Annotated in this window: 16 protein-coding genes; 2 read left to right on the forward strand and 14 right to left on the reverse strand. The window is 62.8% G+C overall.

Going from position 1 to position 20,568, the window contains the following annotated elements; all coding sequences use genetic code 11:
- Positions 1-111 precede the first annotated feature (111 nt).
- Positions 112-1,071, forward strand: coding sequence for a class 1b ribonucleoside-diphosphate reductase subunit beta (nrdF, locus tag CK625_RS04025; RefSeq protein ID WP_095538912.1), 960 nt, complete (start codon positions 112-114; stop codon positions 1,069-1,071).
- 7 nt (positions 1,072-1,078) lie between these two features.
- Here nrdF and dprA read toward each other — a convergent pair whose 3' ends face one another.
- The 14 genes from dprA to CK625_RS04100 form a co-directional block, all read right to left on the reverse strand.
- Positions 1,079-2,458 carry a DNA-processing protein DprA gene (gene dprA / locus CK625_RS04030; protein ID WP_095538913.1) on the reverse strand — a complete coding sequence of 460 codons (1,380 nt, stop codon included), beginning with the start codon at positions 2,456-2,458 and terminating at the stop codon, positions 1,079-1,081.
- A gap of 31 nt (positions 2,459-2,489) precedes the next feature.
- Positions 2,490-3,386 (reverse strand): LysR family transcriptional regulator, encoded by an 897-nt coding sequence (locus tag CK625_RS04035; RefSeq protein ID WP_095538914.1) that lies wholly within the window; start codon positions 3,384-3,386, stop codon positions 2,490-2,492.
- A gap of 28 nt (positions 3,387-3,414) precedes the next feature.
- Positions 3,415-4,323, reverse strand: coding sequence for a 50S ribosomal protein L3 N(5)-glutamine methyltransferase (gene prmB, locus CK625_RS04040; RefSeq protein WP_429001294.1), 909 nt, complete (start codon positions 4,321-4,323; stop codon positions 3,415-3,417).
- A 32-nt stretch (positions 4,324-4,355) separates the two neighbouring features.
- Entirely contained in the window at positions 4,356-5,570 is a 1,215-nt protein-coding gene (dapE, locus tag CK625_RS04045; RefSeq protein ID WP_095538915.1) for a succinyl-diaminopimelate desuccinylase, read from the reverse strand.
- Positions 5,571-5,759: 189 nt separating this feature from the next.
- Positions 5,760-6,743, reverse strand: a complete 984-nt coding sequence (locus CK625_RS04050; RefSeq protein ID WP_095538916.1) for an Acg family FMN-binding oxidoreductase — start codon at positions 6,741-6,743, stop codon at positions 5,760-5,762.
- Positions 6,744-6,832: 89 nt separating this feature from the next.
- Positions 6,833-7,999: a PilT/PilU family type 4a pilus ATPase gene (locus CK625_RS04055; protein WP_095538917.1), complete on the reverse strand. Its 1,167-nt coding sequence runs from the start codon at positions 7,997-7,999 to the stop codon at positions 6,833-6,835.
- A 134-nt stretch (positions 8,000-8,133) separates the two neighbouring features.
- Positions 8,134-8,766 (reverse strand): class I SAM-dependent methyltransferase, encoded by a 633-nt coding sequence (locus tag CK625_RS04060; RefSeq protein ID WP_238945487.1) that lies wholly within the window; start codon positions 8,764-8,766, stop codon positions 8,134-8,136.
- Between the two features lie 569 nt (positions 8,767-9,335).
- A complete protein-coding gene (locus CK625_RS04065; RefSeq protein WP_095538918.1) occupies positions 9,336-10,676 on the reverse strand; it encodes a 3-deoxy-D-manno-octulosonic acid transferase in 1,341 nt (446 codons plus the stop codon).
- Between the two features lie 195 nt (positions 10,677-10,871).
- Entirely contained in the window at positions 10,872-12,626 is a 1,755-nt protein-coding gene (locus CK625_RS13580) for a hypothetical protein (RefSeq protein WP_143326170.1), read from the reverse strand.
- Positions 12,627-12,757: 131 nt separating this feature from the next.
- A complete protein-coding gene (locus tag CK625_RS04080; RefSeq protein WP_095538921.1) occupies positions 12,758-14,917 on the reverse strand; it encodes a type IV pilus secretin PilQ in 2,160 nt (719 codons plus the stop codon).
- 10 nt (positions 14,918-14,927) lie between these two features.
- A complete protein-coding gene (locus CK625_RS04085; RefSeq protein ID WP_095538922.1) occupies positions 14,928-15,467 on the reverse strand; it encodes a pilus assembly protein PilP in 540 nt (179 codons plus the stop codon).
- Between the two features lie 3 nt (positions 15,468-15,470).
- Positions 15,471-16,094, reverse strand: coding sequence for a type 4a pilus biogenesis protein PilO (locus tag CK625_RS04090; protein ID WP_238945488.1), 624 nt, complete (start codon positions 16,092-16,094; stop codon positions 15,471-15,473).
- Between the two features lie 24 nt (positions 16,095-16,118).
- Positions 16,119-16,712, reverse strand: coding sequence for a PilN domain-containing protein (locus CK625_RS04095; protein WP_095538924.1), 594 nt, complete (start codon positions 16,710-16,712; stop codon positions 16,119-16,121).
- Positions 16,709-17,788, reverse strand: a complete 1,080-nt coding sequence (locus CK625_RS04100) for a pilus assembly protein PilM (RefSeq protein WP_095538925.1) — start codon at positions 17,786-17,788, stop codon at positions 16,709-16,711. Before CK625_RS04100 ends, CK625_RS04095 begins: the two co-directional genes overlap by 4 nt.
- Positions 17,789-18,121: 333 nt before the next feature.
- Here CK625_RS04100 and CK625_RS04105 point away from each other — a divergent pair, with 333 nt between their 5' ends.
- Positions 18,122-20,560 (forward strand): penicillin-binding protein 1A, encoded by a 2,439-nt coding sequence (locus CK625_RS04105; protein WP_095538926.1) that lies wholly within the window; start codon positions 18,122-18,124, stop codon positions 20,558-20,560.
- Positions 20,561-20,568 lie beyond the last annotated feature (8 nt).

Raw genomic sequence — 20,568 nt, forward strand, 5'->3', positions numbered from 1 at the left:
CTGTGCTATAAATTTGCTTATAGCAATTGCTATAAATCCATTCCATCACATCTATGCTAAGGGCCTGTTCAAGCCAGAGATTTGAACTGCCGCACCGCCCCCTTTACCGCCATGGATCTGAAAATCACCCGCGCCGTCAACTGGAACCAGCTCGAAGACCCCATGGACCTGGCCATGTGGAACCGCGTCACCGGCAACTTCTGGCTGCCGGAAAAAGTGCCGCTGTCCAACGATCTGCCATCCTGGCGCACGCTCAGCGAGCAGGAGCAGCGCACCACCATGCACGTATTCACCGGCCTGACCATGCTCGACACCGTGCAGGCCGCCGTGGGCGCGCCGCGCATGATTGCCGATGCGCAAACCCAGCACGAAGAAGCCGTATTCGCCAACTTCACCTTCATGGAGGCGGTGCACGCGCGCAGCTACAGCTCGATCTTCTCGACCCTGTGCAGCACGCCGGAGATCGACGCCGCCTTCCGCTGGAGTGAGGAAAACCCCTGGTTGCAGGAAAAGGCTGCCATCATCGCGCGCGCCTACCGGGGCGACGACCCGCTCAAGGTCAAGATCCTGTCCGTGCTGATGGAGTCGTATCTGTTCTACAGCGGCTTTTTCTGCCCCTTCTACTGGGCCAGCAAGGCCAAGCTGACCAACACGGCCGACCTGATCCGGCTGATCCTGCGCGACGAGGTCTGCCACGGCTACTACATCGGCTACAAATTCCAGCAGCAATACCAGCGCCAGCCATTGCCCCGGCAGGAGCAGCTGCAGCGCTTTACCTACGCGACGCTGCAAACGCTGATGGCCAACGAGTACCGCTACGCGGCCGACCTGTACGACCGCCTGGGCTGGACTGAGGACGTCAAGCACTACATGCACTACAACGCCAACAAGGCGCTGATGAATCTGGGCTTCGAGGCGCTCTACCCCAAGGAGCGCTGCCAGGTGCCCGCCGCCATCCTCGCCGCGCTCGACCCTGGCGCCAACGAGAACCACGACTTTTTCTCCGGCTCGGGCTCGTCCTACGTCATTGGCAAGACCGAGGTGACGGCCGACGAGGACTGGGCGTTTTGACCGGCCCTCAGGCCAGGCCCAGGCGCTGGAACCAGCCGCCGGGCATGCGCGCCACGGCCTGGGCCAATTCCAGCTCCAGCAGCAACGCCTGCAGCTGCGCCGTGGGCAGGCCGGTGCGCGCCTCCAGTTGCTCCAGGCTGACCGGGTCGAAGCCCATGGCTTCGAGCAGCGCCTGCTGTGGCCCGAGCTGCCCGTGCGGCTTGGGTTGCGCCGGCGGCGCTGCGGGCGCAGCGCCATCAGCCGCCAGGGCCTGGACGGGCGCATCCTCTTGCGGCGGCGCATCATCACCCTGCCCTTTGCTACCCCGCCCTTTGCTGCCCCGCCCTGCACCGCGCGCCACGGCCTGCGCCGCAACTGCATCGGCATTGGTTGCCGCAGTGCTTGCGGCATCGGGCGCGGCATTGGGCGCAGTGGGCCCGGCCAACTCCTCCAGCACATCGGCCACGCAGTCCACCAGCTTGGCGCCTTGCTTGATCAGGCCATGGCAGCCGCGCGATTGGGGCGAGTGGATGGAGCCGGGGATGGCCAGCACGTCCCGCCCCTGCTCGGCAGCCAGCCGGGCGGAGATGAGCGAGCCGGATTTCTCCGCCGCCTCGACCACCAGCACGGCCTGGCTCAGCCCAGTGATGATGCGGTTGCGGCGCGGGAAGTTGGTGGCCAGCGGCAGCATGCCCAAGGGCTGTTCGCTCAGCAGCAGGCCCTGCTGGGCGATGCGCCGAGCCAGCGCGCGGTGCGCGGCCGGGTAAATGCGATCGGCGCCCGTGCCCATCACGGCGATGGTGGCCAGCCGCGCCCCAGGCTCGGCATCCTGCTGCGCCAGCAAGGCGCCTTCATGGGCTGCGGCGTCGATGCCGCGCGCCAGCCCGGAGACGATGCACACGCCCAGCTCCTGCAGCTGCTGGGCAAACTGGCGCGCGTTCTGCGCGCCCTGCGCCGTGGGCTGGCGGCTGCCCACCACCGCCAGCATGGGCCTGCAGCGCCGCCACCAGGGCGTGGGCGCCTGGGGATCCAGCCAGGCGCGCGGGCCCACGGCATACAACAGCAGCGGCGGGTCGTCGAGCTGGCGCAGCGCCCAGGGGTAGCGCGGGTCGTCCAGCGTCCAGACCGCGTGGGCCAGGCCCAGATCGGCATCGGCCTGGCCCAGCCATTGCTGCAGCCGCGCCAGCGCGGCCTGCAGCTCGGCCTCATCGGGCTGCAACAGGCGCTGCGCCAGCGCCGCCGAGCCCAGCGCCTGTTGCAACAGCGGCAACGGCTGTTGCAGCACGGCTTGCGGCGTGCCGAACTGGGCCAGCAGCCGCGCGCCGCGCAGCGGCCCAATGCCCTCGCACAGGCTCAGCTGCAGCCAGGGCAGCAGCCTGGCCCCATCCCATTCATTGCCTTGCTGCATGACCTGCCCCCTCGTTCATCGCCCAGCGTGTTCACTCTGGCTGCGGCAACAGCCCGCTTTGCGGCTTGCGGGCCACGTCGCGCAAAAACTGCCAGACGGCCTGCACCCGCGCCAGATGGCGGATTTCCGCTGGCATGGACATCCAGAACGTGCGCTGGAACTGCGCCTGCTGCGGCAGCAGCTGCACCAGCGCCGGGTCCCTGTCGCCAATGAAGGCCGGCAAGATGGCCAGGCCAGCGCCTGCGCGCACCGCCTGGTACTGCGCCAGCACGCTGGTGCTGCGCAGGCCGAAGTGCTGCGGCTGGAAAAAGCTCTCCAGAAACTGCAGCTGCTTGGAAAACAGCAAATCGTCCACGTAGGAGATGAAGGTGTGCTCGGCCAGGTCGTCCATGGAGGCGATCGGCGCATGTTGTGCCAGGTAATCGCGCGCGCCATACAGGCGCAGCACATAGTCGCTGAGCTTGGTGACTACCACCGAGCCGCGCGTGGGCCGCTCCAGCGAAATCACGATGTCGGCCTCACGGCGCGAGAGGTGCACCAGCCGCGGCAGCGCCAGCAAGTCGATCACCAGGCTGGGGTGCTGGCGCGCCAGCTCGGCCAGCGGCGCGGCCAGCACCTGGGTGCCCAGCCCCTCGGGCACGCCCACGCGCACCAGGCCCGACAGGCCCTCCTGCGTGACCAGCGAGCTGCTCTCGATCGACAGAAACGCCGCCTCCATGGCCTCGGCCTGCGGCAGCAGGTGGCGCCCGGCCTCGGTCAGGCGGTGGCCCGAGGCCTCGCGGGCGAACAAGGGCACGCCCATTTGCTTCTCCAGCGCCTGGATGCGGCGGCTGACCGTGGTGTGATCGACCTGCACCGTGCGCGCCGCATTGACCAAGGTGCCGGTGCGCGCCAGCGCCAGAAAGAATCGCAGATTGTCCCAGTCCATTGCCCTTGCCCCCTGCCGCCCGGCCGGCTCACGCGCCCGGGCTGCGCCCTTGCGCGGCGCGCCAGCGCAGCAGCTCGGCCTTTTCCAGCAGCAGCACGTCGCCGCCGTCCTCGGCATCGCTCAGCCACAGTGCCTGCAGTGGGCCAAAGGCCTGCTCGAAATGGGCGCGCTCGTGGCCGATCTCCAGCACCAGCGCCGCGCCGTCGTTCATGTGCTCGGGCAGGGCTTGCAGCATGGGGCGGATGAAGTCCATGCCGTCCTCGCCGCCGGCCAGCGCCAGCGCCGGTTCGGCGCGGTATTCGCCGGGCAGCGCGGCCATGCTGCGGCTGTTGACGTAGGGCGGGTTGCACAGCACTAGGTCGTAGCGCGGGCGGGCCGGCTGCAGCGCCTGCAGGCCGTCGGATTCGATCAGACGGATGCGCGCCTGCAGGCCGTGGCGCTCGCGGTTGATGGCGGCCACAGCCAGCGCGTCGGCGCTGATGTCGATGGCATCGACCTGCACCTGCGGCCAGGCCAGCGCGGCCAGCACGGCCAGGCTGCCGTTGCCGGTGCACAGGTCGAGTACCTGGCCGCCTTGCTCGGGCAGCCAGGCGTCAAGCCAGCCTTCGAGCAAGGGCGCGGCAATCAGGCTGCGCGGCACGATGCTGCGCTCATCGACGTAAAACGGCACGCCATGCAGCCAGGCTTCGCGGGTGAGGTAGGCGGCGGGCTTGCGCTCGCTGATGCGGCGCTGCAGCAGGGCCTGCAAGGCCTGGGCCTGGGCGCTGTCCAGCGTCTGCGGGGCCAGACTGGCCGGGTCGGTGTCCAGCGGCAGGCCCAGGCACCAGAGCGTGAGCCAGGCCGCTTCGTCCCAGGCGTTGTCGGTGCCGTGGCCAAAGGCCACGCCGCTGCGCTCGAGCTGCGCAGCGGCCTGGGCGATGGCCGCCTCGATCATCATGCCGGCGCGGATGCCGTCGTTCATTGCACTGCTCATGCCGCCGCCTGGGTGTTGTCGCCGGCTGCTCCCACATGCTGGGCATGCAGCAGTTGCAGCAGTTGCGCGTAGATGCGCGCCAGCGTCTCCAGATCGGCCAGAGCGATGTGTTCATCGACCTTGTGGATGCTGGCGTTGGGCGGACCCAGCTCGATGACCTGCGGGCACAGGGTGGCGATGAAGCGGCCATCGCTGGTGCCGCCGCTGGTGGACAGCTCGGGGCTGAGCCCGGTGACCTGGCCCACGGCCTGCTGCACCAACTGCACCAGCGTGCCGCTGGGGGTGAGAAAGGGTTGGCCGCCCAGGGTCCAGTGCAGCGTGTAGTCCAGGCCGTGGCGATCGAGCAGGGCGTGCACGCGCTGGCGCAGCTGGGCATCGCTGGATTCGGTGCTGAAGCGGAAGTTGAAGTCCACCACGAGCTCGCCCGGGATGACGTTGCCCGCGCCGGTGCCGGCGCGGATGTTGCTGATTTGCCAGCTGGTGGGCGGGAAGAACTCATTGCCCGCATCCCACTCGGTGGCTGCCAGCTCGGCCAGCGCCGGCAGGGCCTGGTGGATGGGGTTGCGCGCCAGGTGCGGATAGGCGATGTGGCCCTGCACGCCGTGCACGTGCAGGCGGCCGCTCAAGCTGCCGCGGCGGCCGCTTTTGATCATGTCGCCGGTGCGCTGTTGCGCCGTGGGCTCGCCCACGATGCAGTAGTCAAGGCGCTCGCCGCGCGCGCGCAGGGTTTCGATCACGTGGGTCGTGCCGTGCACGGCCGGGCCTTCCTCATCGCTGGTCAACAGCAGGGCCAGGCGCAGCGCCTGCCGGGGCTGCTGCTGAATCACCGATTCGAGCGCGGCCACAAAGGCGGCGATCGAGCCTTTCATGTCGCTGGCGCCGCGCCCGTAAAGCCGGCCATCGCGCTCGACGGGCGTGAAGGGCGGGCTGCTCCAGTGCGACTCGGCGCCACTGGGCACCACGTCTGTATGGCCGGCAAATACCAGTGTGGGCGCATCCGGCTGCACTGCCGCGCGCATGGCCCACAGGTTGCTCACGCGGGCCTCGGCCGGGCCGGCCGGCAGCCACTCCAGCTCGAAGCCCAGGGCCTGCAGGCGCTGGGCCAGCAGCGCCTGGCAGCCGGCATCCTCGGGCGTGACGGAAGGCTTGGCGATCAATTCTTTGAGCAAGGCCAGGGCGTTGGCTTGCAGTGGGGAGGCGGGCTCGGTCATGGCGCGGGCACAGGCAAATCGGGGGCAGAACAAGGCGCCCGGCCACGCGCTGTGAACAGCGCAGCTTGGGGCATGGGGCGCAACGGCAATGCGCAGTGCCGTGCGGCACATGGCAGTGGCCGGGCACGCGCGGCGGCGATGGTAGCCGATTGCCCACCCGGCGCGAACGAGCGCGGCGCTCGAAAGCCATCAAGCGGCTTGGTAGAGCACGGCCTCGATGGGCTTGCGCCAAGAAGCGGGCAGGCGCTTGGCATGGCCGATGCGCAGCAGGATTTGCGGCTGGGCCTGCACCCAGGGCTCGGCCGCCAGGCGCTGGCGCAGCGCCGGCACCTCGCAGGGCGGGTTGAGGTAGGAATGGGCGATGCCCGCACTGGTCAGGCGCAGCAGCAATCGCTGCAGACTGCGACCGGTGGCCACCCAGGCCGGGATGCTGTCCTCGTGGCTGCCGATCAGGATCAGGTGCGAGGCTGAGCGCAGGCGCTGGGCATCGCTGCGGTTTTGCCGCGCGGGATCGAGCGCATGGCGCACGATGGGGCGGGAGATCCACGCCGGCAGGCTGGGCGCGCCCAGCGCGGCATGGCTGATGCCGTTGCGGCTGCTGCGCGCCTGGCCGGCGTTGAAGCGAATCCACTGCAGCAGCTCCTGCTTGAAGGCGGCATCGCGCATCTGGATGGCATTGCCTTGCTGTATGTAGTCGCTCAGCCGCTCGAAGGGCGCCGAGCCCAGCGGCCAGGCCTGCAGCGCAATGCCCGGCTCGGCACAGCCTTGCTCCAGGATGCCGTGCAGCAGCTCTTCGGGCACCGGCGTGCCGTCGTAGCGGCAGCGGTTGGTCTGGCGTTCCTCGATGGCGGCGGCCAGCGGGTCTGCGCCCTGCGCGGGGTCTGGCGTCAGCGCGATGGTGATGATGCCTTGAGGACTGATTGTCTGCACCGTGCGCAGGCCGCGTGTGCTGGCGGCCAGACAGAGGTTTTCTGCGGCACAGCCAAGGCTGATGAACAGCTCGCGATGCTCGGGATCGACCACCGGCAGCGCCTGGCGCAAGTCCGGGTGGATGCGAATTTGCTGCGCGCCGGGCTCGAACAGCCAGGGCTGGGTGTTGTGGCCCGAGGGCGCCTTGCAGGCCTGTTCGATCAGAAAGCGCAGCGTGTCATCGATGGTGGTTTGACTGGCCATACCTCTCCCTCCCGCTCTGGCCTTCACTGCGGCGCTGCGGCGTGCCCCAGCGCGAACGCGCTGCCCACCACAAGAAGCAAAGTTGTGGCTCAGGCTTCTTCGTCGCGCACGTCCAGCGCGAATTCGGTGAACGAGGGCTCGTCGCTTTCGGCTTCGGGCGATTGCACGCGCGCCTTGGCGGCCTTGGCGGCCATGGCGAAGTCATTTTGCAGGCGCCACATGAGGTTGGTGGGCGAGTCGGCGTAGCTGAAGGCTTCCTTGCGGTCGATCAGCCCTTCGGAGACCATGAAGGCCAGCGATTCCTCGAAGGTTTGCGAGCCTTCGGACATGGATTGCTGCATGGCGTCGCGGATGCCGGAGAAGTCGCTGGCCTCGATCAGCTCCGAGACCAGCTTGGTGTTGAGCAGCACTTCCACAGCGGGGATGCGCTGGCCATCGAGCCCGCGCAGCAGGCGCTGCGAGATCACCGCCTTGAGGGTGGCGGCCAGGTCGCCAAGCATGGTCGGGCGCACTTCAACGGGGTAGAAGCTCAGAATGCGGTTGAGTGCGTGGTAGCTGTTGTTGGCGTGCAGCGTGGAGATGCACAGGTGGCCCGATTGGGCGTAGGCCATGGCCGCAGACATGGTTTCGCGGTCGCGGATCTCGCCGATCTGGATCACGTCCGGCGCCTGGCGCAGCGCGTTTTTCAGGCCGATCTGCAAAGATTCCGTGTCGGTGCCGACCTCACGCTGGTTGACGACGCTGCGGCGGTTGCTGAATTCGTATTCGATCGGGTCTTCGATGGTCAGGATGTGGTTGGCCACCAGCTTGTTGCGCAAGTCCATCATGGCCGCGATGGTGGTGCTCTTGCCCGAGCCGGTGGCGCCCACCAGCAGAATCAGGCCGCGCTTTTCCATGGCCAACTCTTCCATGACGGGCGGCAGGCGCAGCGTGGCCAGCTCGGGGATGTCGCGCGGGATGTAGCGAATCACCACTGCATAGCTGCCGCGCTGGCGCATGGCGCTGATACGAAAGCGCCCTACCCCTTCCAACGGCACGGCCATGTTCAGCTCGCCGCAGTGCTTGAGCTCGTCGATGCGCTCTTTGGGGACGACTTCCGCCAGCAGCTTGAGCGTGGCCTCCGGCGCCAGCACTTGGTTGTTGACGGGAATGGTCTCGCCGCGGATCTTGATCATCACCGGCGAGTGCGCAGAGAGGTAAATGTCGGAGGCTTTGTTCTCCGCCATCAGTCGCAATAAGCGCTCCATCGCTGCCATGGTTCATCCCTCCGTCGAAGTTGGCCAATCGCCTGAAAGTTTTTGCAACAAAATGCCTGAAGAGGCAAACGAATGTACCACCTTTGGCCTGTCGCAGCGTGGCACACGCACGACATCGGGCGCATTCGCCAGCGTCAACGGATGCGGCGCAGCCGCCAGACGTGCGCCGGCGGCACATTGGCCATGACGGTGTCGATGCGCTGCGCCTCGATGCCCAGGCGCTCGAGCACCTTGCGGCGCACCGGGCAGTGCCAGCCGTAAGTGAACAAATACAGGGCTCTGCCCGGTTGCAGCGCGGCAAATACGCTGCGCACGATGCGCAGTTGCTGTGCCGGGCCCATGTTCAGCAAGGGCAGGCCGCACACTGCCGCAGACAACGGCGGCAGGCTGGCATGGCACTGCGGGCCGGGCCGCCCCAGGCGGCTGGCGTCGTCGGTCACGACCAGGGCATCGGGGAAGGCCTGCTGCAAGGCCTTGGCCAAGGCCGCATCGCGCTCGACCAGGATCAAATCGCGCTGTGCCACGCCGCGCGCCAGCAAGGCCCGGGTGAACACGCCCGTGCCCACGCCCAATTCCAGAACCGGGCCTGTGCCCGGCTCCACATGGCGCGTGATGGCCCGCGCCAGCGCTGGGCTCGATGGCATCAGCGCGCCCACGGCCTTGGGGTTTTTGCGCCATGCCAGGAAGAAGTCCCGGTACTCGCGCACCTTGGCTTTTTGTGCGCTCAGCGTTGTCTTGAGCCGCGTTTGCCTGCTGGCCACTCTCATGATGAACGATGGTTGATTGAAACCTGTTGCTGCTGTGCGCTCCGCTCGGGCCTGCCCATGGCCCCGGCGCTCGGGTGCGGTGATGCCCATTCATGGGCCCCACAGGCTTGACAGGCCTCACAGGTCAATGCCCGATTGGTGCGGTCTCTCATCAATGGTTGCATGCAATGAAATCAATGGATTCGTGCGCAGGGCAAAGCGCAAACCGCTGCGATGCCGGGCGGTGTCGCTGTGCTTTGCGCCTTGCCTTGACACGACAGGCATCGGTTTTATTCGTGCAGCGATCTGCGCAAAATCGCTTCGCAAACCAAATCTCGAACCCCTTAGCGACGCCAAGCATCTCTCGCAGGGCCGGCACAAATGCCTTGCAGACCGATCTGCCCGCAAGGCATGAGCAGCGAGCTGCGCATTATGCGCCCCCTCGACCCCTGCCCATGCCTTGGCCTGCCGCGGCCCGGCGTGGTGGCGAGCCGTGCAATCGGCGGTGCATTACGCACACTGTACAGGCCAGCGCGGTCAACGCCTTTCGGCCCATACAGGGATTTTGCGCAGGCGCATTGCCCAGGCGCTCACGCCGCCTGCGCCCACCAGGCTTGAGCCACGGCATCGGCCAGCCGGTCCAATGCCCCCCGATGCTGTTGCGCGAATGTGCTGGCTGCAAGCTGCATGGCCTGCCAGCGGGCTTGCGCCTGACACACAGCCTGGGCTTGCGCCACAGCCTGCGGCATGTCGGCCACCCGCAATGCCGCTTGCGCCGCTACCGCGTCGTCAGCGGCCTGCGCGAAATTGAAGGTATGCGGCCCCAGCACCACAGGGCAGCCACAGGCGGCCGCCTCGATCAGGTTTTGCCCCCCCAGCGGCGCGAACGAGCCGCCCAGCAATGCCACGTGGGCTAGGCTGTAATACAAGGCCATTTCGCCCATGGAGTCGCCCAGCCAAATGCAGGACCGGGCATCGCCCGCGGCACTGCACCCGCCCCCTAGAGGGCCGGACTCCCCCCAGGCACTGCGGCGTGAGACTGCGTAACCGGCCTGCCTCAGCAAGCCCTCGACCTCATCAAAACGCTGCGGATGGCGCGGCACCACCAGCCATTGCAGCGCTGGCGCCTGGGCACCGCTGGCGCCGACAGTTGCCACAGGGGCGCGCAATGCAGCCAGCCACTGGGCCTCTTCGCCCTCGCGCGAGCTGGCCAGCATCGCAATGTGCTTGCCCGTCTGGCGCTCGAACGCCTGGCGCCAACCAAGGCCCTGCGCACGCTGCGCGGCATCGGGCCGAGCATCGAACTTGATGTTGCCAGTGACCTCCGTCACATGGGCGCCCACTGCGCGCAGGCGCTGGGCATCGGCCTCCGTCTGCGCCAGCACTGCACTCAGGCCTTGGTACGCCGGCCCCATCAGGCAACGCCCTTTTTGCACCGCTGCCTGCGACTTGGCACTCAAGCGCGCATTGACCAGCCACAGTGGCACAGCCATCTCCTGGCATTGCGCCACCATCGTCGGCCAGACCTCGGTTTCCATCAACAGGCCCATGGCTGGCCGATGCCAGCGCAGAAAACGCCGCACCGCCCCCTTCGTATCCCACGGGTACCAACATTGCCTATCGCCGGGCTGCAACAGCTTGGCGCCTTCAGCCCTGCCCGTGGCCGTGCCATGGGTCAACAGCAGCGGCAAACCGGGAATCCGCTCGCGCAAGGCCCCAATCAATTGGCCTGCCGCACGGGTTTCACCCAAAGAGACGGCATGAATCCACAGCGGCCGCGGCGCGGACAAAGCCAATGCCTGCGCCTCATAACGGCCAAAACGCTCGGCCACAAACTGGCCATACAAGGGCTCAGCCTGCGCACGCCGCGCCAGCTTGCGGCGTAGAAAAGGCTGGGCCAGCCAGAGGGCAGTGTTATAGAAAACGAGCATGAAAAATCAAGAAATTGCCATGAATGAAACTCAAGACTGCTTTATCAACGCCAATTTCCGCTCAGGCAAAAATCGATAAAAATTTTAAAACCCGAATAAAAAATTAGCCAAAGGCAATGCTTTTCAGCATCGCCTTTGGCCTTTCAAGGCATCTTCACAAGAAGATCAGCCTAGCCCTGAATCAAAAGCCATTGATCATGGGCAGCTTGTAGGTTGCGAACCATCACCCGTCACCTTGACGCGGACTGGCTGCCTGTGCGTAACCCCAGCCGATGTCACGGAGATGATGAAATCATAAGACTTGTCTTGGTACGCAAACGTATCAGGCGTAGCAGGCACAGGGGGGTTGGCACCAGGATTACCTGGATTGCCTGGGGTCTTGATGCATGTCAGCAACGATGCCGAAACTGGTCCTTCCGAGCTCAAAATTGCTTTCTGAGCATCAAAATTCAGGAAGCCATGAATGGGCGGCGGCGAAGCAGGCTGGGATTCCCAGGTGTATGTGCCATTTCCTCCAGCACCCGTCAGCACAAAGAGATAAGGACTGCCCACTACCGCAGGCGCCAACTCGCAAACAGCCCCAGGGGTTTCAGCATTACCGCACTCAGCAATATGCACCTTGTATTGGGACTCGTTGATGGTGATGGAGAACACATGGGTGTCGCCCTGATTGGCAGCCCATGGCAAACGGCTGGCAGTCGAATCAACCACTGCCACCTCGAACTTATGATCCTTGATGATTTCCTTGGGAGTTCCGGTAATCACCCCATTGGACTGCAGGATCAAACCTTCTGGCAGTCTGCCACTGACAAGGCGCCAAGTATGGGGCGGAATGCCACGCAGCTTGTTGCCGTTATTGTCCACAGCAAAATCCAGCACCGCCAAGAATGGCTGCTCGAAATAGCCCACCAACTCTTGATCGGCGATTACTACTGGAGTCACAGAATCCGGCGGCGGCTGATTCAAGGCATAAACCACCGTCAAATTACTCACAGGCACGGCAATGCCATTGTCAACGTTATTGTCCAGCGCATCGGTCAGGAACTCGATCAGGATCGGGCCTTCGTATTGGCCACCAATCACGGTAAAAGTGGCCCGACCATTGATGGTCTTTGAAGACACCCAGGTATTGCGACCTGTGCTGCCTGCGCCTGCAGAGCCCAGGCGTGCACCGATGGCAGCATCACTGTAACCCGACACGATACGGGCATGCAGGTTATTGCCAATCGGGTCGGGCACACGCTGGTTCTGTACGTCAAAAATGGCAGCCTGAACCTGAATCTGATTATTGAGCTGCGAGCCTTGTGTGAAGGTATAGCCCACGCTGCCAGTAGTGCGAGTTTCAATGTACAAGTCCGTAGGGCTCGGATTCGGGTTGTCCTCGCCAACCTTGATCTCTACGCTGGCTTCACGCACTTGCTGATCGCGCGGATCCTGGATGGTGCAAGTGATTTTGGCAACACCTGCCGTATCGTCGGCATGGAAGTGGAAAGTCGCCATACCCGAATTCGATGGCAAAGTAATTGCCCGATATGCTCCTGGGAGCTTGAGTTGCCGCCCATCTTCCAGGGTGACCTCCACCTCATGCTCTGACTTGCCATCCAAGTAGTACAGGGCTACATCATTGCCGACGGTACGATCCAAGGAACAAGAAAACGCATTATCTTCATTGCTTGGAATAGGTCGCCCAGCAATGGTGGCCTTGACATCCAAAGCCACTGTATATGGTGACAATCGGCCAAATCCAGAATAGCCGTCCAAGCCTGGCCTCTTTCCCTCCAAGTTCAAAGGTAAAGAATAACGCTGGGCTGTCAGCTCAATCTTGTAAGGCGCATTCGGGGTGCCGCCACTGCCCCCACCGCCCCCACCGCCGCAGGCGAGCAGCACGGTGGCGGCGCCAGCAACCACTGTCCAATACATGCCTTTACGGCAAATCTTTTCTATATTCACCTCATTACTCCTTCATCAGAATTCATGATTTCGTGACGTTCAATTCATTCAAAGCAAACAGCTCATCCAGTCCATTCAAACAACCAGGCTGACAACCATCGCAGAAAGAATCCAGCAATCCAACGCCTTCATCAACGGCGCATTGTATTTTGCTCGGTCACGATCTTGGGGGTGATGAACACCAGCAGCTCACTCTTGCTGGTATTGCGCGTTGTTTTCTTGAACAAGTGCCCAGCGATGGGCAGATCTCCCAAGAAGGGGACTTTCGTCTCGCCAGAGGTTTCCTGAAGCTCAAAGATGCCCCCGATCACCACCGTACCGCCGTTTTCGACCAGAACTTGCGTCGTCACTTTCTTGGTGTCGATGGCAACCGTGCCACCTTCATAGTTCGGGCTGTCCTTATTGACTTGCAGGTCAAGAATGACATTGCCTTCCGGGGTGATCTGTGGCGTCACCCCCAAGCGCATCACGGCCTTCTTGAACTCAACGGTTGTAGAGCCATTGGGCGCTGTGGCCGTGAACGGAATTTCGCGGCCTTGCTCAATGAATGCCTCCACCTGGTCGGCCGTGACGACGCGCGGGCTGGAAATCACCCGGCCTTCACCGGTGGACTCCAGCGCAGAGAGCTCCAGGTTCAGAAAGCGATTGGCCGCAGCATTGAAAATGGAAAGTGCGAAACTTGCCGCGGGACTACCTTCTCCGAACCCTGAGGCAGGCAGATTGATGAACGCCCCATTGCTACTGGAGCCCGCCGCAGCCCCAGAGCTGGTCAGTACATTGGCGTAGCTGCCACCAAATACCACACGATTGCCTCGGCCGATGTGGTAGCCGCCATCTCCGCCCCGTTCGGCGCGCAAGTCATTACCGCCGAGACGCGCACCCAGGTTGCGTCCGAAGCTGTCCGTGGCCTCCACAATGCGCGCCTCAATCAAGACCTGACGTACCGGAATATCCCAAGTGGAAATCAGTCTAGCCACTTCCTCCAACCGCGAAGGCGTGTCGGTCACGAACAGCTGATTGGTGCGGCGCTCGGCAATGGCAGAGCCGCGCTCCGTGAGGAAGCGATTGCTATGCGTATCACCCGTCCCAGAGCCAGTACTACTGTTGGTCAACTGTTCTGCGATGTATTCAGCGCGCGCATAATTCAACTGAAACGCTTGGGTGCGCAACGGCTCCAGTTTTTGCAATGCCGCCTGCGCCTCATAATCTTTTTGGCGCCGCGCATCCAACTCATCCTTGGGCGCCACCCACAGCACATTGCCGTTTCGTTCGTAGCCCAACTCCTTGGAATCCAGAATGATTTGCAAGGCCTGATCCCAAGGCACATCCTGCAAGCGCAGCGTCAAGGTCCCTTGCACAGAATCAGAAGTCACGATATTGAAATTGGTGAAATCTGCAATGACCTGCAGCAGCGACCGAATTTCAATATTCTGAAAGTTCAGCGAGAGCTTCTCCCCTTTGAATCCAACCCCCGCTGTCAGCTTATTGGGTTCAGGCTCCACACGGCGCAACTCCAATACATATTGTCCGTCGGCTTGATACGCACTGTGTGCCCAATCGCCTTCTGCCTCGACTTCGACGCGCGTTGAATTGGCCGTTTGACGCGCCTGCACAAACGTCACTGGTGTGCCGAAGTCCGTCACATCCAAGCGATTGCGCAATTGGGTCGGCAACGACACATTGGGGATTTCCAGCACGATTTTCTTGCCCTCCTGCCGCAGATCAACCTCTGCGCCTTGCACAGGTAAGTCAATCAGCACACGCGCAGCGCCGTCAACGCCTCTGCGGAAATCCAAACCTTGCAAGGCCACTGCCCCAGCGGCAGGGGCGGAAGCTGCACGATGCCCTCCCCCCAAGCTGCCCCCGGAAGGCTTCGCCACCTGGGTATTGATTGGCGAATTCAAGAAAACCTTCACCGTCTTGCCAGCCCGCTGCACTTCGTAATTGGCTGGCTCACGCAGGCTCAAAACGACTCGAGCGCGGTCTGCAGCATCAATTGCGTTAATGGTGCGCAAGTTGCCCTGATTGATGACAGCACTTTGACGCCCAGAAATCACGCCAACCCCAGGAAAATCCAAGGAAATCCGCGCGGGCGACTGCACCAGAAAAGCCACTGGATCGAAATCGATTTCGTCATTCAACTCGATCTGAATGACCTCTCGTCCATTTTGCTGCATACCAGTCACAGAAACGATGTCTGCAGCATCAACGGAAAAAGCCGAACTCAGAAACAAGCCACTAAGCAGCAATTTGGCGCCCAGAACGCCCTGCTTCAAATTCATCTTTTGCATTTTTTCTCCTTCACTCCTGCAGCTCAAGCACTGTCGACTGTTCAATCCATTCACCTGTTGCATCCTGCACGACTTCCTGCAGCTTCATCTGTGTTTCGGAAATATTGCGGATCAGGCCATAGTTCTGCCCGATGTAGTTGCCGGCCACGACTTGATACAAATGGTTCTCAACCAGAACCAGTGCCGTTGGCCTGCCTGCCTTTTGCATGAAACCCACCATCTTGATGGAATCCAGAGGATAGGCCTCCAAAGGCTCTTTGCGTCGATTGCGGTGCTGATCGATCAAACGCGTGTCGCCTCGCACCTGCCCCGATTGGAACACTCTTGCCAATTTTTCAAAGGCAAACGGATCCTCGGCAGAACCACGATCATAAGCGATGGGCTGGAACACCAGCGGCTCTCGCAAAGGCTGGATATTGGGAACGGCCTGGCTCTTTTCACGGGCCATCCAGGCTGACACCTCACTTTGCCTGGAGTCCATGCACCCCATCAAGGCACTGCTCACACCCAAAATCACCAGATATCTTGACCAATGAAATGAAGATGCCATGACTTACCTCTTCTGCTGTTTTTGCTTCTCACGCTGCACACTGGCCACTTCTTCCGGATCGAGATAGCGATAAGTCACAGCAATCGCCTTCATATTCAGCCGCTCATCCGTTGGGTTTTTCTTCTTGATTTCCATATTCCCCACGGTCACAATACGGGGCAGGTGGGCAATATCGGAAAGAAACTCACCAATGGCATCATAAGTGCCGGTGACAAGAATTTCTATCGGCTGCTCGGCATAATAATTCTTCAGCTGTGGCGCCCCCGGTTTGAACAATTCAAACTGCAAGCCTCGCCCGACTCCTGCCTGGTTGATGTCGGAAAGCAAGGCAGCCATCTCTGCTTGATTGGGAAGCTGTTTTTCCAACAGGTTCACATACTGAATGGCTTGCTCGCGCTGCTTCTTCAAGGCTTCCAGGTTAATCGCTTTCTTGTAATCCTTGCTGAACTCTGCGCGCAGTGTTTCCTCTTTGGCCCGGGCCGCTTCCAGTTCATCCTTGAAGTTCACGAGCCACAAAAACCACAGCAGGACAGCAACACCTGCAGCGATGAGTGCAAACACGAACAGGCGTGGAACGATCGGCCACAACCAGGGGTCCCGGCCACTGGTTTGCTGAAACTGGGACATTAAACTAGCCATGATCCCCTCCTGTCATTTCTTTGCGCCTGACGATTCTTCATCAGCGCCTTTTTTGTTCAAACCAAAATTCAAGGAGTAGCCAAATGCCTGACGCTCCCTGTTGGCCCCAAGGTTGATCTTGGCCACCTTGGTCTCAACCAGCTGCGGCTTGGAATCCCAAGGCATATCGTCAGTGATGTTTCTCAACAAATCGGCAACGGTCTGGTTGGATTGGGCAATGCCCATCAACGCCACTGTTTTTGCTGTTTTGTTCAGCGATGTCACGTAAGAGCCATTGGGGGTCTCCTGCACGATTTCGTTGAGCAACTCCACAGGCAGGTTACGCTCGGACTGGAGATTCTCCACGGCTTCTTGCCGGGCTTTGAGCGCCGCAATTTCCGCCTCGATATTGGCAACCTCCTTGATTTGATCCTTGAGCCGGGCATTTTCCTGCTCAATCATGCGGTTGGCATTTTCCTGATCGGCGATCAAGGTTTGGAAAAACAGATAAATCCCCCCGGCAATGGCCGCCCCGGCAATGGCCGAGAGCACGCAACTGGCCATGAAGGTTTCTTTGCGGACCTTTTTCGCAGCCTCCCGGTGAGGCAACAGGTTAATCTGAATCATTGATCAAATCTCCTCAAGGCCAGACCACATGCCGTCAAATAACTGGGGGCCTCGCGCATGACGGTTTTCATGCGCACGCCACCGCCCATTTCCATGCCTTCGAACGGGCTGACGACCTGACACACCGTCTCGGTAGTCTGCGTGACGGCGGCAGCCAACCCATCGACGATGGCAGTGCCGCCAGCCAGCAGGATTTTGTGCACCGAGTTATAGGGCGAGCTGGTGTAGAAAAACTGCAGCGAGCGGCTGATTTCCTGCGTGATGCTGTTGACGAACGGGCGCAGCACCGCCAAGTTGTAATCCTCCGGCATATCCCCGCTGCGCTTTTTGTTTTCCGCCTCTTCGGCAGAAATCCCATAGTGACGCGCAATGGCCTGGGTCAACTGCCCACCGCCGAAGGACTGCTCTCGCTCAAACAGAATTTCCTCGCCCTGCATCACCAGCAGGTTGCTGGTCGAAGCGCCGATTTCCAACAAGGCCACCAAGGGGGCTTCGGAAGACTTGGGCCAGGCCTTGGCCAGGCGCGTGACGGCCAGACGCGATGCGTAGGATTCGATGTCCAGCACCACGGCTTTCAGGCCAGCGGCCTCTGCCAGCCCCTGGCGATCCTGCACGCGATCCTTGCGCGATGCGGCGATCAGCACCTCCACATCGTCGCTGGAATGCTTGGAAGGACCTATGACGCAAAAGTCCAGGCTCACCTCATCCAGGGAGAAAGGGATGTAGTGGCTGGCCTCGGACTCCACCTGGATTTCCAGCTCCTCTTCCGAAAGCCCCGATGGCAGCACGATCTTGCGCGTAATCACCGCCGAGGACGGCAAGGCCAACGCAGCCTGGCGCGTCTTGGTGCCGCTTTTCTTCACCAGACGGCGCAAGGCCTCTGCCACCTCATCGAAGTTCTCGATGTTGCCCTCACTGACCCAGCCTTTTTCCAGGCGCTCAAGAGCCGCGCGCTCCAAGGTGATCTTGCCATCGCGCGAGCCACTGAGCTCGACCAGCTTCACACTGGATGTGCTCACATCGATGCCGACCAGCGGCGTCGACTTGGCACCGAACAGAGATCTCGTTGAGACCACATTACCCCCTTCTTGCCCTGTTAAATAGAGCAACAAAATGTACGACTTGACACACATACTATCAGCATGACTGGGCAATGCAAAGAACAAGTTACGCTTGTTTTTGCGCCTCTGTTGTCAAAAGCACACGTGATTGTCATTATTCTGTCGGGCGGGGATTGTGCGTTATCCTCGCTGCCGCAATCTCGTCACCGATACGCGTAGACAACGACATTTGAGGAAGGTCGAACGGATCTCAGAGCGCCTGATCAAGCTCTCGGCGCACACTTTGCCGCCCGATCCCCGTGCAGACCTTTCTTTGAGCACGCCCTGCCAGGCCCAAGCCCCTCAAACATGCCCTTGAACTCCTCCCGCGGCGGCAGTGGCCGTCAGCGCGCCTCTGCCAATCCGCCCCCCCCGCAAGCTGCCGCGCCTGCGGCATCCAAAGAACAGGCGCGGCCGCGGCGCACTTCGCTGCTGTGGCGCGTGCTGGCCTGGCTGGCAGGGCTGACCATCACAGGCATCGTGGCGGGCCTTGCCGTCCTCGTCGTCGTCGTCGCCACCATCTACCCCAAGCTGCCGGACATTTCGGATCTGGCCGACTACCGGCCCAAGCTGCCGCTGCGGGTGTATTCGGCCGAAGGCGCGCTCATTGGCGAGTTCGGCGAGGAGCGCCGGCGCCTCATGCCCATCGAGGAAATCCCGCAGGTCATGAAGCATGCCATTCTGGCCGCCGAAGATGCGCGCTTCTTCCAGCACAGCGGTGTGGACTACCGCGGCATTGCCCGCGCTGCGCTGGCCAATATCCGCGATCTGCGCAGCCAGGGCGCCTCGACCATCTCCATGCAGGTCGCGCGCAATATGTACCTGTCGTCCGAGCGCACCTTCACCCGCAAGCTCTACGAAGTGCTGCTGACGATGAAGATCGAGCACATGCTCTCCAAGAATGAAATCCTGGAGATCTACATGAACCAGATCTTCCTGGGCAACCGCGCCTACGGCTTCTCCGCCGCCTCGGAGACCTATTTCGGCAAGCCCCTGGAGGAAGTCAGCATCGCCGAGGCGGCCATGCTCGCCGGCCTGCCGGTCGCCCCCTCGCTGTACAACCCCATCCGCCGCCCCGAGCGCGCCCGCATCCGCCAGCTGCACATCATCAACCGCATGCTGGAAAACAACTTCATCACCGCCGAGCAGGCCCAGCAGGCGCGCGATGAAAAGCTCCACATCCGCCGCACGATGGACAGCTTCCCCATCCGCGCGGAGTTCGTCGCAGAGATGGTGCGCCAGTCCATGGTCGAGCGCTATGGCGACGAGGCCTACACCCGCGGCCTGAACGTCTACACCACCATCGCCCTCTCCGACCAGGAGGCGGCCTACCAGGCGCTGCGCACCGGCATCATGAACTACGAGAAGCGCCAGTACTACCGCGGGCCGGAGAACTTCATCACCTTGCCCGCCGATGCGGCCGAGCGCGAGGACGTCATCGACAAGGCCCTGGTGGCCCACCCCGACAATGGCGAGCTGCTCTCGGCCGTGGTACTGCAAGCCTCGCGCCAGAAAGTCACCGTGGTGCGCGCCGACGGCAGCCAGATCGACATCACCGGCGAGGGCCTGCGCCCAGTGCAGTCGGGCCTGTCGGGCAAGGCCGCGGCCAACATCCAGATCCGCCCCGGCGCCATCGTGCGCATCATGCAGACCGCCAAGGGCGGCTGGGAGATGACGCAACTGCCCGAGGTCGAAGGCGCCTTCGTTGCCATGGACACCCAGACCGGCGCCATCAAGGCCCTGGTCGGGGGCTTTGACTTCAACAAGAACAAGTTCAACCACGTCACGCAGGCCTGGCGCCAGCCGGGCTCGGCCTTCAAACCCTTCATCTACTCGGCCGCGCTGGAGGAAGGCTTCATGCCCGCCACCCTCATTGCCGACACCCCCATGTACTTCCCCCCCTCCAGGGCCGGGGGCAAGGCCTGGGAGCCGCGCAATTACGACCGCAGCTTCAGCGGCCCGATCAGCATGCGCGTGTCGCTGGCCAAATCGCGCAACATCCCCACCGTGCGCCTGATCCAGGCCGTCGGCGCCAAGAACGCCCAGCAATGGGCCACACGCTTTGGCTTCGACGCCAGCCGCATCGTGCCCGTGCTGCCCATGGCCCTGGGCGCGGCCGAGGTCACGCCGCTGCAAATGGCCGCCGCCTACACCGTGTTTGCCAACGGCGGCCACCGCGTCGATCCCTGGCTGATCGAGCGCGTGACCGACTACCGCGGCCGCGTCCTCTCGCAAACCACGCCGCCGGCGCTGGCCGACATGCCCCAGGCCATCGACCCGCGCAACGCCTTCATCACCAGCAGCCTGCTGCAGGAAGTCACCCGCTCGGGCACCGGCGCCAAGGCGCGCGGCATGCTCAAGCGCCCCGACATCTACGGCAAGACCGGCACCACCAACGACGCGCACGATGCCTGGTTCGCAGGCTTTCAGCCCTCCATCAGCGCCGTGGCCTGGATTGGCTACGACAACCCCCGGGATCTGGGCAGCCGCGAGACCGGCGGCGGGCTGGCGCTGCCCATCTGGGTGCAGTTCATGCGGCATGCCCTCAAGGACGTGCCCGTGGCCGAGCTCAAGCCCCCCAAGGGCGTGACCCGCTCCGGCGGCGACTGGGCCTACAACGAATTCTCGGCCGGCCGCGGCGTTGCCAGCCTGGGCATGGAGAGCGTCTACAGCGAAAGCGTCACCGGCGGCTACACCGCCCCGACCAGCCAGGAGCGCGAGCAAATCATGGACTTGTTCCGCAATTGAGAGGCCTG

The sequence above is a fragment of the Vandammella animalimorsus genome, from assembly GCF_002285265.1.
Lineage (GTDB): Bacteria > Pseudomonadota > Gammaproteobacteria > Burkholderiales > Burkholderiaceae_C > Lampropedia.